Below are 13,318 nucleotides of genomic sequence, written 5' to 3'. Positions count from 1 at the left end.
CGGCAGAAGGACGCCGGACGAAAGCGCCCCCCTGTACTCCCCCGGTTCGCTCCGAGCGCCCGCCCGTGGGGGTGAACCCCGGGGGCGCGGCGGATGACGGAGCCCCGGACGGGGCAGCGGCGACGGGGCGGCGCGGGGCGGACGCACCACCCCGCGCACCCGTCACACGGGCCGGTGAACCGGCGGACTAGCCGAACACGGCGAGGCTCTTGGCCTTGCCGCGCTGCTCCTCCACCAGGGCCAGGAAGCGCTCCTCGGGGCCGAAGACGGCCACCGGGGACTTCTCGTACGCCGGCATGTCCAGGCGCACCCCGTTCAGCAGCAGCCCGGCGCGGCGCGCGTCCACGTCCCAGCGCGGGAACGCGGCGGCGGCGGCCTCGGCCACCGGCATCACGGCGAGGTCCTCCTGGAGCTGCTCCAGGGTCCTGGCCGCGTCCAGGCCGTAGGGGCCCACCCGGGTGCGGCGCAGCGCCGTGAGGTGCCCGCCGACGCCCAGGTCGGCGCCCAGGTCACGGGCGAGGGCGCGGATGTACGTACCGGAGGAGCAGACCACCGAGACGACCAGGTCGACCACCGGGGTGCCGTCCTCGGCCACGGCCTCGCGCACGTCGTAGACGCGGAAGGAGGAGACGGTCACCGGGCGGGCCGGGATCTCGAACTCCTCGCCGCCGCGCACCCGCGCGTACGACCGCTTGCCGTCGATCTTGATGGCGCTGACCTTGGACGGCACCTGCATGATGGCGCCGGTCAGCTTGGCCACGCCCGCGTCGACGGCCTCGCGGGTCACCCCGGAGGCGTCGGTGGACGAGGTGAACTCGCCCTCGGCGTCGTCGGTGACCGTGTCCTGCCCCAGGCGGATGGTGCCCAGGTACTCCTTCTCGGTCAGCGCCAGGTGGCCGAGCAGCTTGGTGGCCCGCTCCACGCCCAGCACCAGCACGCCGGTCGCCATCGGGTCCAGCGTCCCCGCGTGGCCGACGCGGCGGGTCCTGGCGATCCCGCGCATCTTCGCGACGACGTCGTGCGAGGTGAAGCCCGACGGCTTGTCCACGATGACAAGCCCGTCGGGCGTCTTGTTCTGACTCATTCGGAAGCGGAGTCCTCGTCGGTGTCGTCTTCGCCGGGCTTCTTGTACGGGTCGGCGTCACCGGCGTACGCGGCGCCCGAGGACGCCTCGCGCACCTTGGCGTCGGAGGCCCGCGCCTTGTCGAGGAGGCCCTCGATCGTCTTGGCGTTCTCCGGCAGGGCGTCCGCGACGAACGCCAGCGTCGGGGTGAACTTCGTCCCCGCCGCGGCGCCGACCGCCGAGCGCAGGATGCCCTTGGCGCTCTCCAGGCCCGCCGCGGCGGCCTTGCGGTCCTCGTCGTCGCCGTACACCGTGTAGAAGACGGTCGCCTCCCGCAGGTCCCCGGTGACCCGGGTGTCGGTGATGGTCACGTGCGTGCCCAGGCGGGGGTCCTTGATCCCGCGTTGCAGCTTCTGCGCCACCACCTCCCGGATGAGGTCCGCCAGCTTCTTCGCCCGCGCGTTGTCGGCCACTGGTCCGTCTCCTCTTTCTTGCGCTGTGCAATTCGGTCTTGCACGGTCAATCTTCGTCGGTGTGCAGCCGCCGCCGCACGGCAAGCAGCTCCACCTCGGGCCGGGCGGCGACGAGGCGCTCGCACCGGTCCAGTACGTCGGTGAGGTGTCCGGTGTCCCCGGCCACCACGGCCACGCCGATCTCGGCGCGGCGGTGCAGGTCCTGGTTTCCGGTCTCCGCCGCGCTCACCGCGAACTTGCGCTGGAGCTCGGCCACGATGGGCCGGACGGCGGAGCGTTTCTCCTTCAGCGAGTGCACGTCGCCCAGGAGCAGGTCGAAGGACAGCGTCCCCACATACATCTGTGTCCGGATGTCCCGCCGGTACGGGTTAGAGGGCCCCGCCGGGTCTTGGCAGGGACATCAGAACCGTACACGCAACGGCCGGGGCCGATCGACCGGAATTCCCCGCAGGGAATCCGGCCGACCGGCCCCGGACCGGCGCTGCGATCAGACGCGCGGCTTCTCGCGCATCTCGTACGTCGCGATGACGTCGTCGACCTTGATGTCGTTGAAGTTTCCGAGGTTGATACCACCCTCGAAGCCCTCACGGATCTCGGTGACGTCGTCCTTGAAGCGACGCAGGCCCTCGATGTTGAGGCTCTCGGCGATGACCTTGCCGTCACGGACGAGGCGCGCCTTGGTGTTGCGCTTGACCTCGCCGGAGCGGATGAGGACACCGGCGATGTTGCCGAGCTTGGACGACTTGAAGACCTCGCGGATCTCCGCCGTGCCGAGCTCGACCTCCTCGTACTCGGGCTTGAGCATGCCCTTGAGGGCCGCCTCGATCTCCTCGATGGCCTGGTAGATCACCGAGTAGTACCGGACGTCGACGCCCTCGCGCTCCGCCATCTGCGCGGCACGGCCGGCCGCACGGACGTTGTAGCCGATGACGATGGCGTCCGAGCCCATGGCCAGGTCGATGTCCGACTCCGTGACCGCACCGACGCCGCGGTGCAGGACGCGGATGTCGACCTCTTCGCCGACGTCCAGCTGGAGCAGGGACGACTCCAGGGCCTCGACCGCACCGGACGCGTCGCCCTTGATGATGAGGTTGAGTTCCTGGACCAGACCGGCCTTGAGCACCTTGTCGAGGTCCTCGAGGGACACCCGGCGGGTGCGCTTGGCGAAGGCGGCGTTGCGCTCGCGCGCCGCGCGCTTCTCGGCGATCTGGCGGGCCGTGCGGTCCTCGTCGACGACGAGGAAGTTGTCGCCGGCGCCCGGGACGTTGGTGAGACCCAGGACCAGGACGGGGGTCGACGGACCCGCCTCGTCGACGTTGTTGCCCTTGTCGTCGAGCATGGCCCGCACGCGGCCGTAGGCGTCGCCCACGACCATCGTGTCGCCGATGCGGAGGGTACCGCGCTGCACCAGGACGGTGGAGACGGCACCACGGCCGCGGTCGAGGTGGGACTCGATCGCGATGCCCTGCGCGTCCTGCTCCGGGTTGGCCCGCAGGTCGAGCGCGGCGTCCGCGGTCAGGACCACGGCCTCCAGCAGCTTGTCGATGTTCAGACCCTGCTTGGCGGAGATGTCGACGAACATGGTGTCGCCGCCGTACTCCTCGGCCACCAGGCCGAACTCGGTCAGCTGACCGCGCACCTTGGTCGGGTCCGCGCCCTCGACGTCGATCTTGTTGACCGCGACCACGATCGGCACGTCGGCCGCCTTGGCGTGGTTCAGCGCCTCGATCGTCTGGGGCATCACACCGTCGTTGGCCGCCACCACGAGGATCGCGATGTCGGTCGACTTCGCACCGCGGGCACGCATGGCGGTGAACGCCTCGTGACCCGGGGTGTCGATGAAGGTGATGCGGCGCTCTTCCTCGTTGACCTCGGTCGCGACCTGGTAGGCACCGATGTGCTGGGTGATGCCACCGGCCTCGCCCGCGACCACGTTGGTCTTGCGGATCGCGTCGAGGAGTCGGGTCTTTCCGTGGTCGACGTGACCCATGACGGTCACGACCGGCGGACGCGGCGCGAGGAACTCCTCGCCACCCTCGTCCTCGCCGAACTCGATGTCGAAGGACTCGAGCAGCTCGCGGTCCTCCTCCTCCGGGGAGACGATCTGAACCGTGTAGTTCATCTCGCCGCCGAGGAGGTGCAGCGTCTCGTCGGACACGGACTGCGTGGCCGTGACCATCTCGCCGAGGTTCATCATGACCGCGACGAGCGACGCCGGGTTGGCGTTGATCTTCTCCGCGAAGTCGGTGAGGGACGCACCGCGCGACAGGCGAATGGTCTCGCCGTTGCCGCGAGGGAGCATCACGCCGCCCACGGACGGGGCCTGCATGGCCTCGTACTCCTGGCGCCTCTGACGCTTCGACTTGCGACCGCGACGCGCGGGACCGCCGGGACGGCCGAAGGCGCCCTGCGTGCCACCACGGCCACCGGGGCCGCCGGGACGGCCGCCGAAGCCGGGACGGCCACCGCCGCCGCCGAAGCCGCCGCCACCACCGGGACGACCGGCACCGCCGCCGCCACCGGGACCACCCGGACGACCGGCGAAGCCGCCGCCGCCACCGCCACCGGGACGGCCGGCGAAGCCGCCGCCACCACCGGGACGACCGCCGCCGCCACCGCCGGGACGACCGCCGGGGCCGCCACCGGGACGACCGCCGGGGCCGCCGCCCGGACGCGGGCCGGCAGCGGGACGCTGCGGCATCATGCCCGGGTTGGGGCGGTTGCCGCCGGGAGCGCCACCGGGACGCGGGGCCTGCGGACGGGGCATCCCACCGGGGGTGGGGCGCTGGCCGCCGGGAGACTGCGGGCGGGGACCGCCCTGGCCGCCGCCGGCGCCCTGCGGGCGCGGGCCGGGGGCACCGGGACCGCCGGGACGCGGGGCGCCGCCGGGACGGGGCGCCTGCGGGCGCGCCATGCCGGTGGAGCCGCCGGACGTGAAGGGGTTGTTGCCCGGACGCGGGCCGGCGGGACGACCGCCGGGGCGCGGGGCACCACCCTGGCCACCGGACCGCGGGGCCTGCTGGCCACCGGGACGCGGAGCCTGCTGGCCCGGACGGGCCGCGGGACGCGGACCGGGGGCCGGCGCGCCACCGGCCGGCTTGTTGCCGGCGGCCGGGGCCGACGGGGGCGCGGTGAACTCCGGGACGGCCGGAGCCGCGGGCGCCGGCTTGGGCGCGGGCGCGGGCTTCGGACCCGGGGTGGGACGGGGACCCGGGGCGGCGGACGCCTCGGGCTTCTCTGCCGCCGCGGGCCGGGGGGCCGGGGCGGGAGCCGCCGGCCTGGGCGCGGCGGGACGTGCGGCCTGGCCCTGGGGGGCCGGTGCCGCGGGCTTGGCCGGCGCCGCCTTGCGGGGCGCGGCCGGCTTGGCTGCGGACTTGCCGGCGTTGCCACCGGGTCCCTGCAGCGCGTCGGTCAGCTTGCGTACAACCGGCGCCTCGATCGTCGAGGACGCCGAACGGACGAATTCACCGAGTTCCTGGAGCTTGGCCATGACGACCTTGCTCTCCACACCGAACTCCTTGGCGAGTTCGTATACCCGGACCTTAGCCACTTCGCTCCTTTTAGGTCCGGGTTACCGCCGGACCGTCGCTACTTCATGGGCGTACTCATCGCGTACTCATCGAGTGCTCATCGCAATCTCGACCTACTTCCAACTCGCGAGGTACCTGACCGCACGGTGTTCCGTGCGTACGTCTCTTCTTACGGTGCTGCCTGCGCAGCGTGCTCGACCCAGCCGCGGAGGGCCACGGTGTCGAACGGCCCCTGGGCCTTGAAGGCCCGGGAGAACGCCCGGCGGCGGACCGCGAGGTCGAGGCAGACCGGAACGGGGTGCACATAGGCGCCCCGGCCGGGCAGCGTACCGCGAGGGTCGGGGACGCAGGCGTCCCCTTCCGCCACGATGCGCAGCAGATCGTCCTTGGCCGCTCGCTCCCGGCACCCCACGCAGGTGCGCTCGGGGCAGGCGCGGGCGTGCGTCCGGCCAGACACGATGAAGTCTACCTCCCCGCGGCGACCTCACCCCTTCGGGGCAAGAATCGAACGGCTGTTGTCGTGATCTCGCCATCGCACAACGTGACGACGGCGCGATCCATTCCCGAATCCGCCCGGCCGGACCTACTCGGCCGGCTGCTCGGTGTCCGGACGGATGTCGATGCGCCAGCCGGTCAGGCGGGCGGCCAGGCGGGCGTTCTGCCCCTCCTTGCCGATCGCCAGCGAGAGCTGGTAGTCGGGCACGGTGACCCGGGCCGAGCGGGCGGCCAGGTCGACGACCTCGACCTTGGAGACCCGGGCCGGCGAGAGGGCGTTGGCCACCATCTCGGCCGGGTCGTCCGACCAGTCGACGATGTCGATCTTCTCGCCGAGCAGCTCGGCCATGACGTTGCGCACACGGCCGCCCATCGGGCCGATGCAGGCGCCCTTGGCGTTCAGGCCGCTGCGCGTGGAGCGCACCGCGATCTTGGTGCGGTGGCCGGCCTCGCGGGCGATGGCGGCGATCTCCACCGAGCCGTCCGCGATCTCCGGCACCTCCAGGGCGAAGAGCTTCTTCACCAGATTGGGGTGGGTGCGCGAAAGGGTGACGGACGGACCGCGCACGCCCTTGGCCACCCGCACGACGTACGTGCGCAGGCGCAGCCCGTGCGTGTACTCCTCGCCCGGGACCTGCTCCTGCACCGGCAGGATGGCCTCCAGCTTGTCGTCCAGCTTCACCAGGACGTTCTTGGGGTCCTTGCCCTGCTGCACCTGACCGGCCACCACGTCGCCCTCACGGCGGGCGTACTCGCCGAAGGTGACGTCGTTCTCGGCGTCGCGCAGCCGCTGCTGGATGACCTGGCGGGCGGTGGTCGCCGCGATCCGGCCGAAGTCCGACGGGGTGTCGTCGAACTCCTTGGGCTCCTGGCCCTCCTCCAGGTCGTGCGCCTCCTCCTTCGCCCACACCGTGACGTGACCGGTCTGCCGGTCGAGCACGGCGCGCGCGTGGCGGCGGCTGCCGTCGGTGCGGTGGTACGCGATGAGGAGGGCCGACTCGATCGCCTCGACCAGCAGGTCGAAGGGGATCTCCTTCTCTTGTGCCAAGCCCTTCAGGAGCTTCACGTCGATGTCCACGGCTACGCCTCCTCTTCCTTCTTGTCCTTGCGGTTGAACTCGATCTCCACGCGCGCCTTGGCCACCTCGGCGAACGGCAGGCGCCGGGAGGTGGGCTTGCGGCCCTTGAGGCCGGGCACCTCCACGTCGAGCCCGTCCTCGTCCGCGGCCAGGATCCGGGCGACCAGCTCGCCGCCCTCGGCGAGCTGGAACTTCACCAGGCGGCCGGTGGCGCGCACGTAGTGGCGGTGCTGGGTGAGGGGGCGGTCGGCGCCGGGGGAGCTGACTTCGAGGACGTACTCGTCCTCGCCCATCAGGTCGCTCTCGTCCAGCGCGGCGGAGATCTCGCGGCTCAGGTCGGCGCAGGCGTCGAGCTCGACGCCCTCGTCCGAGTCCACGACGATCCTCAGCATCCTGCGGCGGCCTGCCCGGGACACCTCGATCTCCTCGACATCCAGGCCCCTGGTGCCGGCGAGGGGCTCGACGAGACCGCGCAGCCTCTCGCTCTGGGTGGTGCTCATCCGGGTGACTCCTCGGCCGCGTGTGCTGTTGTGGGTTCGTCGCGTGTTCGTTCAAAGGGTATCCGGTCCCGGAGGGTGTTGCCGTCCACCCCGGGGTGCCCACGGGTACGCTCGCCTGCGGTGATCTTGGCGAGCTGTGGTGAGGAGCGGCGCGTGGGACGCACGGGGCGGATTCGGAGACGCGCACTGCTGACGGGTGCCGCGGCGGGCCTGGCCGCCGGGTGCGCGGCGCCGGCCGGGCGCCCCGGCGCGCGCCCGCGGGAGGAGGAGCCGCCCGAGCTGCGGGTGCGGCGCGGGGCGAGCGCCACCGGGCGCGAGCTGCTGGCGCGGTACGACGCGGTGCTGGCCGCCCACCCCTCGCTGGCGGCCCGGGTGGGCCCGCTGCGGGACGCGGCCGCCGCCCACGTGAGCGCCCTGTCCCCCGCCGGACCGGGCACCTCCCCGTCGCCCTCCGCGCCCCCCACCGCTGCGAAGGCCCCCTCCCCCGCGCCGCCGGTGGCCGCCGAACCGGGTGCGGCGCTGGCCGAGCTCGCGGCGCACGCCCGGCGCAGCGCGGACGCGCAGACCCGGGCGCTGGTCGAGGCGCCGGGCGAACTGGCCAGGCTGCTGGCCTCGGTGGCGGCGGCGAACGCGGCCCAGGCCTACCTGCTGACCTCGGGGAGCCGGGCGTGAGCGCGCTGGAGGCGGTGCGGGCGGCCCTGGCGGCCGAGCACGCGGCGGTGTACGGGTACGGGGTCGTCGGCGCCCGGATCGGCGACGCCCGGCGGGCCGAGGCGGAGTCGGCGCACGCCGCGCACCGGGCCCGGCGGGACGCGCTGGAGCGCACGGTGCGGGACCTGGGCGGGGCGCCGGTGGCGTCGGCGGCGGCGTACGCGCTGCCGTTCGAGGTGGCGGACGCGGCCGCCGCGCTGCGCCTGGCGGCGGTCCTGGAGGACCGGATCGCGGACGTCTGGTCGGACGTGGTGCGGGCCGCGCGGGGCCCGCTGCGGCGCGACGCGGCGGGCGCGCTGCGCGAGGCAGCGGTGCGGGCGGCCCGCTGGCGGGGCGGCGGCGTAGCCTTTCCTGGGCTCGCCGAGCGGGGCTGAGCCGACGATCAGGGACGAGAGGGATCTACGCGCGCATGGCTTTCGAACCACCACAGCGACTGGTGCGGGCGCTCGGGCAGACGTACGGGCAGGCCGCCGCGGACGAGTGGCTGGGCGCGCTGCCCGGGCTCGCCCGGGCCGAGGTGGAGCGCCGCGGGCTCGACGTCGAACGGGTGACGGCCCCCGGGGGCCGCAGCAGCCTGGTGGTGCTGGTGCGCCGTGCGGACGGTGAGCAGGCGGCCCTGAAGGTGGCGCCCGGGTTCGCCGCGCCGGACCTGGAGCGGGCCGCGCTGGAGCGCTGGGACGGCTGGGGGGCGGCCCGGCTGCTCGACGACGACGGGCTGCTCCTGGAGCGGCTGCACCCGGAGGTCTCGCTGCGCTCGCTGCCGGAGGCCAAGGCGCTCCTGGAGGCGGCCGGGACGGTGCGGCGGCTGTGGGTGGAGCCGCCCGCGGGCCACGGCTTCGAGTCCGTGGAGCGGCGCACCGGACGGCAGGCTGAGGCGATGGAGCGGGCCGGGGCCGGTGAGGCGGCGGCGCTGCTCGACGCGGCGCTGGCGGCCCGTGCGGAGCTGGTGGCCTCGGCGTCCGAGGAGTTCCTGCTGCACGGCAACTTCCGCCAGGGCAAGGTGCTGGCGGGCGACCGGGCGCCGTGGCTCGCGGTGGGCCCCGACCCGCTGGTGGGCGAGCGGGCCTACGACCTGGCGCGGCTGGTGCGGGACCGGGTGGAGGACCTGGTCGCGGCGTCGGCGGGGTCCTCGGCGGCGCGCCGCAGGGTGAACAAGCTGGCGGACTCCCTGGAGGTGGACCGGGAGCGGCTGCGGGGCTGGACGCTGTTCCGCGCGGTGGAGTCGGCGACCCGCTCGCTGACCGCGGGCCGCGCCCAGGAGGCGGAGGTCCTGCTGGAGTTCGCGGCCTGGCTGTAGGGCGTACGGCGCAGGGGCCCGGGACGGCAGTCGTCCCGGGCCCCTGCGCGTACCCGCTACTTCGCGGTGAGGCGGGCCAGTGCCTCGTCCACCGTGAGCTCCTCGCGCTCGCCGGTGCGGCGGTCCTTCAGCTCCACGACGCCCTCGGCCGAGCGGCGCCCGGCGACCAGGATCCGGGGCACGCCGATGAGCTCGGCGTCGGTGAACTTCACGCCCGGGGAGACGCCCGCGCGGTCGTCCACCAGGACCCGCAGCCCGGCCGCGCCCAGCCGCTCCGCGACCGACAGGGCCAGCTCGGTCTGGGCGGCCTTGCCCGCGGCCACCACGTGCACGTCGGCCGGGGCGACCTCGGCGGGCCAGCACAGGCCCTGCTCGTCGGCGGTCTGCTCGGCGAGCGCCGCGACGGCCCGGGAGACGCCGATGCCGTACGAGCCCATGGTGACCCGGACCGGCTTGCCGTTCTGGCCGAGCACGTCGAGCTGGAAGGCGTCGGCGTACTTGCGGCCCAGCTGGAAGATGTGGCCGATCTCGATGGCGCGGTCCAGCTTCAGGCCGGCGCCGCAGGACGGGCAGGGGTCGCCGTCCTCGACGACCACCACGTCCAGGTAGTCGTCGACCTCGAAGTCGCGGCCCGCCACCACGTTCTCCGCGTGCTTGCCGGCCTGGTTGGCGCCGGTGATCCAGGCGGTGCCGGGGGCGACGCGCGGGTCGGCGAGGTAGCGGACTTTGTCCAGGCCCTGCGGGCCGACGTAGCCGCGCACCAGGTCGTCGCGGCCCTCGAAGTCCTCGGCGGTGACCAGTTCCACGGTGGCGGGGGCCAGGTGGTCGCCCAGCTTGCCCAGGTCCACCTCGCGGTCGCCGGGCACGCCCACGGCCACGATCTCGCCGTCCACCTTGACCAGCAGGTTCTTCAGGGTCGCCGAGGCGTCCACGCCCAGGTGCGCGGCGAGCGTCTCGATGGTCGGGGTGTCGGGGGTGTCCAGCTCGCGCACCGCCGGGTGCTCCGCGCCGTCGACGGGCGCGAGCGCGAAGGTGACGGCCTCGGTGTTGGCCGCGTAGTCGCAGGACGGGCAGTACACGAAGGTGTCCTCGCCGGCCGCGGCCGGGGCCAGGAACTCCTCGGACGCCGAGCCGCCCATGGCGCCGGAGACCGCGGAGACCACCTTGTGGCGCAGGCCGAGCCGGTCGAAGATCCGCACGTACGCCTCGCGGTGCAGCGCGTACGACTGCGCGAGGCCCTCGTCGGTGGTGTCGAAGGAGTACGAGTCCTTCATCTGGAACTCGCGGCCGCGCAGGATGCCCGAGCGCGGGCGGGCCTCGTCGCGGTACTTCGTCTGGATCTGGTAGAGGATCACCGGCAGGTCCTTGTAGGACGTGCACTGGTCCTTGACCAGCTGGGTGAAGATCTCCTCGTGCGTCGGGCCGAGCAGGTAGTCGCCGCCCTTGCGGTCCTGGAGGCGGAACAGCTCGGCGCCGTACTCCTCCCAGCGGCCGGTGGCCTCGTAGGGCTCCTTGGGCAGCAGGGCCGGGAGCAGCACCTCCTGGGCGCCGATGGCGTCCATCTCCTCGCGCACCACCCGGGCCACGTTCTCCAGGACCCGCATGCCCAGCGGCAGCCAGGACCAGATGCCCGCGGCGTTGCGGCGGACGAACCCGGCGCGGACCAGCAGCTTGTGGCTGAGCGTCTCGGCGTCCGCCGGGTCGTCGCGCAGTGTCTTGACCATCAACCGGGACATGCGCTGGACCTGGGCTGCCATGGGCGTACTCCTGCGTGCAAGAAAGTGTGGTGATGTGCAAGGAGGTTAGCCGGGGCGGCCCCGCGCGCGGAAATCAGTTCCCGTGCGCGCGCCGCAGCAGCGGCAGCGGCGCGCCCATCACGGCGTACGGCTTGGGGGCGCTGGGGAAGAGCACCTGGCGGGCCAGGTCGGTGTAGCCGAGCGAGCGGTACAGGCCGCGGGCGGGGCTGTCGGTGTCGATGGCGGACAGGATCGAGCGCGGCTGCTCGGCGGTGTCGGTGATGGTGGTGATCAGGGCCCGGCCCACGCCCCGGTTCTGGTGGGCGGGGTGGACGTGCAGCTCGGTGATGACGAAGGAGTCCTGGAGCCAGTACGTGCTGCCGGTGTTGCGCAGGTAGGGCTCGACGACGGTGGACCACCAGTGGGTGCGGTCGTTGGGCATCCCGTACACGAACCCGGCGAGGCGGCCGTCCGCGGTGGTCGCGCCGTAGGCCCGGGCGCCGGGGCTGAGCAGGTGGCGGACCACGATGTGGCGGCGCACCGCGACCTCGTCCTCGCCCAGGCCGAAGGCGAGGGCCTGTACGGCGAGGGCCTCGTCGACCCGGGCCGCGAGGTCAAGGGGGCCGACCACGACGTCATCCATGCCGGAACCCTAGCTTTCGCGGGGGCGCTTCAGAACCTCGGCAGCGGCACGCCGCCTCAGAACAGCACGCTCATGAAGGCGCCGGTCTCCCGGAAGCCGACGCGGCGGTAGGCCGCGCGGGCCGGGGCGTTGTAGTCGTTGACGTACAGGCTGACCACCGGGGCGACGTCGGCGAGGGCGTGGCGCAGCACGGCGGCCATGCCGGTCTCGGACAGGCCGCGGCCGCGGTGCGAGGGGGCCACCCAGACGCCCTGGACCTGGCAGGCCTGCGCGGTGGCGGCGCCGATCTCGGCCTTGAAGACGACCTGCCCGTCCTCGAAGCGGGCGAAGGAGCGTCCCGAGCCGACCAGTTCGGCGACCCTGGCCTGGTAGAGCAGTCCGCCGTCGCCGGCCAGCGGGGAGACGCCGACCTCCTCGGTGAACATGGCCACGCAGGCGGGCATGATCAGGTCCATCTCGTCCTTGCGGACCCGGCGCACCAGCGGGTCGGCCTCGACGTCGGCGGACGGCTCCTGGGTGACCATCAGCGGCTGGTGGGCGCGCACGTCGCGGGCGGGGCCCCAGCTGGGTTCGAGCAGGCGCCACAGCTGGGCGGTCGGGCCGGCCGGCCCGACGATGGAGGAGCAGCGGCGCCCGGCCCGGCGGGCCCGCTCGGCGAAGGCGCGGACGGCCTCGGGGGTGGCGCAGATGGGGACCAGGTTGGCGCCGGAGTAGCACAGGGAGCGCAGTCGCCCGTGTTCGTACCAGCCCCACATCTCGCCGCCCAGGCGCCAGGGGTCGAGTCCGGCGACCTGGACGCGGGACGTGACGAAGGCGTTCTCGACGGGGGCGCTCTCCAGGACGGCGAGCGCGGCGCCGAGGTCGCCGGGGTCGAGGACCCGGGTGGTGGTCTGCGTCAACACGAGGGGGCCTCACCATGCGGTCTGCTGATCTCCGCACTGTACCCGCCGCGTCCGGCGGGCGCCGCACACGGCGGAGGGCCCCGCCTCGCGGCGGGGCCCTCGACGCGTGGTGCGGGTGTCAGCCCGCGACGGAGACCTGGGGCTCGCCGGAGGCGATGCCGTCCTTCTCCATCTGCTCGGCGATCTTCAGCGCCTCCTCGATCAGGGTCTCCACGATCTTGGACTCGGGGACGGTCTTGATGACCTCGCCCTTGACGAAGATCTGGCCCTTGCCGTTGCCGGAGGCGACGCCCAGGTCGGCCTCGCGGGCCTCGCCGGGCCCGTTGACGACGCAGCCCATGACGGCCACCCGCAGCGGCACCTCCATGCCCTCCAGGCCCGCGGTGACCTCCTCGGCGAGCTTGTAGACGTCCACCTGGGCGCGTCCGCAGGACGGGCAGGAGACGATCTCCAGGCGGCGCTGGCGGAGGTTCAGGGACTCCAGGATGGAGATGCCGACCTTGATCTCCTCGGCCGGGGGCGCGGAGAGGGAGACCCGGATGGTGTCGCCGATGCCCTGGGAGAGGAGTGCGCCGAAGGCCACGGCGGACTTGATGGTGCCCTGGAAGGCCGGGCCCGCCTCGGTGACGCCCAGGTGCAGCGGGTAGTCGCACTGGGCGGCCAGCTGGCGGTAGGCCTCGACCATGACGACCGGGTCGTTGTGCTTGACCGAGATCTTGATGTCGCGGAAGTCGTGCTCCTCGAAGAGGGAGGCCTCCCACAGCGCGGACTCCACCAGCGCCTCGGGGGTGGCCTTGCCGTACTTCTTCAGCAGCCGGGCGTCCAGGGAGCCGGCGTTCACGCCGATGCGGATCGGGGTGCCCGCGTCCTTGGCGGCCCGCGCGATCTCC

14 protein-coding genes are annotated in these 13,318 nt (G+C 73.5%); 3 read left to right on the top strand and 11 right to left on the bottom strand.

Features of this window, described 5'->3' with window-relative positions; translation table 11 throughout:
* Positions 1-187: 187 nt before the first annotated feature.
* The 7 genes from truB to rimP all read right to left on the bottom strand — a co-directional run bounded on the left by truB (position 188) and on the right by rimP (position 7,139).
* Positions 188-1,084 carry a tRNA pseudouridine(55) synthase TruB gene (truB, locus tag ABT160_RS33605; RefSeq protein ID WP_351651737.1) on the bottom strand — a complete coding sequence of 299 codons (897 nt, stop codon included), beginning with the start codon at positions 1,082-1,084 and terminating at the stop codon, positions 188-190.
* A complete protein-coding gene (gene rbfA, locus ABT160_RS33600) occupies positions 1,081-1,536 on the bottom strand; it encodes a 30S ribosome-binding factor RbfA (protein WP_351651736.1) in 456 nt (151 codons plus the stop codon). The genes truB and rbfA overlap by 4 nt, the downstream gene beginning before the upstream one ends.
* A gap of 46 nt (positions 1,537-1,582) precedes the next feature.
* Positions 1,583-1,876 carry a DUF503 domain-containing protein gene (locus tag ABT160_RS33595; RefSeq protein WP_351651735.1) on the bottom strand — a complete coding sequence of 98 codons (294 nt, stop codon included), beginning with the start codon at positions 1,874-1,876 and terminating at the stop codon, positions 1,583-1,585.
* A gap of 147 nt (positions 1,877-2,023) precedes the next feature.
* A complete protein-coding gene (infB, locus tag ABT160_RS33590; RefSeq protein ID WP_351651734.1) occupies positions 2,024-5,086 on the bottom strand; it encodes a translation initiation factor IF-2 in 3,063 nt (1,020 codons plus the stop codon).
* Positions 5,087-5,235: 149 nt separating this feature from the next.
* A complete protein-coding gene (locus ABT160_RS33585) occupies positions 5,236-5,523 on the bottom strand; it encodes a YlxR family protein (RefSeq protein ID WP_351651733.1) in 288 nt (95 codons plus the stop codon).
* 126 nt (positions 5,524-5,649) lie between these two features.
* Positions 5,650-6,639: a transcription termination factor NusA gene (gene nusA, locus ABT160_RS33580; RefSeq protein ID WP_351651732.1), complete on the bottom strand. Its 990-nt coding sequence runs from the start codon at positions 6,637-6,639 to the stop codon at positions 5,650-5,652.
* A gap of 2 nt (positions 6,640-6,641) precedes the next feature.
* Positions 6,642-7,139 (bottom strand): ribosome maturation factor RimP, encoded by a 498-nt coding sequence (gene rimP, locus ABT160_RS33575; protein WP_351651731.1) that lies wholly within the window; start codon positions 7,137-7,139, stop codon positions 6,642-6,644.
* A 153-nt stretch (positions 7,140-7,292) separates the two neighbouring features.
* Between rimP and ABT160_RS33570 the strand changes: the two genes are divergently transcribed.
* The 3 genes from ABT160_RS33570 to ABT160_RS33560 are packed head-to-tail and all read left to right on the top strand — an operon-like array spanning position 7,293 to position 9,147.
* Positions 7,293-7,811 (top strand): hypothetical protein, encoded by a 519-nt coding sequence (locus tag ABT160_RS33570; protein ID WP_351651730.1) that lies wholly within the window; start codon positions 7,293-7,295, stop codon positions 7,809-7,811.
* A complete protein-coding gene (locus ABT160_RS33565) occupies positions 7,808-8,224 on the top strand; it encodes a ferritin-like domain-containing protein (RefSeq protein WP_351651729.1) in 417 nt (138 codons plus the stop codon). Before ABT160_RS33570 ends, ABT160_RS33565 begins: the two co-directional genes overlap by 4 nt.
* A gap of 35 nt (positions 8,225-8,259) precedes the next feature.
* Entirely contained in the window at positions 8,260-9,147 is an 888-nt protein-coding gene (locus ABT160_RS33560; RefSeq protein ID WP_351651728.1) for an aminoglycoside phosphotransferase family protein, read from the top strand.
* Between the two features lie 56 nt (positions 9,148-9,203).
* Here ABT160_RS33560 and ABT160_RS33555 read toward each other — a convergent pair whose 3' ends face one another.
* The 4 genes from ABT160_RS33555 to ispG all read right to left on the bottom strand — a co-directional run.
* A complete protein-coding gene (locus tag ABT160_RS33555) occupies positions 9,204-10,904 on the bottom strand; it encodes a proline--tRNA ligase (RefSeq protein WP_351651727.1) in 1,701 nt (566 codons plus the stop codon).
* Between the two features lie 73 nt (positions 10,905-10,977).
* Positions 10,978-11,526, bottom strand: a complete 549-nt coding sequence (locus ABT160_RS33550) for a GNAT family N-acetyltransferase (protein WP_351651726.1) — start codon at positions 11,524-11,526, stop codon at positions 10,978-10,980.
* Positions 11,527-11,582: 56 nt separating this feature from the next.
* Positions 11,583-12,428 carry a GNAT family N-acetyltransferase gene (locus ABT160_RS33545; protein WP_351651725.1) on the bottom strand — a complete coding sequence of 282 codons (846 nt, stop codon included), beginning with the start codon at positions 12,426-12,428 and terminating at the stop codon, positions 11,583-11,585.
* 118 nt (positions 12,429-12,546) lie between these two features.
* Positions 12,547-13,318, bottom strand: a 772-nt coding sequence (ispG, locus tag ABT160_RS33540; protein ID WP_351651724.1) for a flavodoxin-dependent (E)-4-hydroxy-3-methylbut-2-enyl-diphosphate synthase, incomplete at its 5' end; no start/stop codon positions are given.

Source organism: Streptomyces sp. NPDC001941 (assembly GCF_040296945.1).
In the GTDB taxonomy this organism is placed as follows: domain Bacteria; phylum Actinomycetota; class Actinomycetes; order Streptomycetales; family Streptomycetaceae; genus Streptomyces.
The sequence above is the reverse complement of the archived record's forward strand: the minus strand, read 5'-3'. Positions and strand labels throughout refer to the sequence as shown.